The 226-nt window shown below is 69.9% G+C and carries 1 pseudogene; it reads right to left on the reverse strand.

Features of this window, described 5'->3' with window-relative positions:
- Nucleotides 1-196 (reverse strand): annotated as a pseudogene (locus WA670_RS45150) (3-hexulose-6-phosphate synthase); the annotation flags it as partial.
- Nucleotides 197-226 lie beyond the last annotated feature (30 nt).

Below are 226 nucleotides of genomic sequence, written 5' to 3' on the forward strand. Positions count from 1 at the left end.
ACCCGATCGTCGCGGCCTTCACCCCGCCCGCGATCGAGAACGCCACCCCCGCCTCCCGCCCGTCGGCCAGCAACGCCTCGATCGAATACCCCGGACGCGCCTGCTCGTCCAAACCCGCGTGGATCTCCACGAACGACACCCCCAGCTTCGCCACCTCCCGGATCCGCGCCACCCGGCCCTCGGTCACCGAAATCATGTCCGCCACCACCTCCTTCCCGTACTTGCG

Source organism: Amycolatopsis sp. VC5-11, assembly GCF_037034185.1.
Taxonomy (GTDB): domain Bacteria; phylum Actinomycetota; class Actinomycetes; order Mycobacteriales; family Pseudonocardiaceae; genus Amycolatopsis; species Amycolatopsis nivea.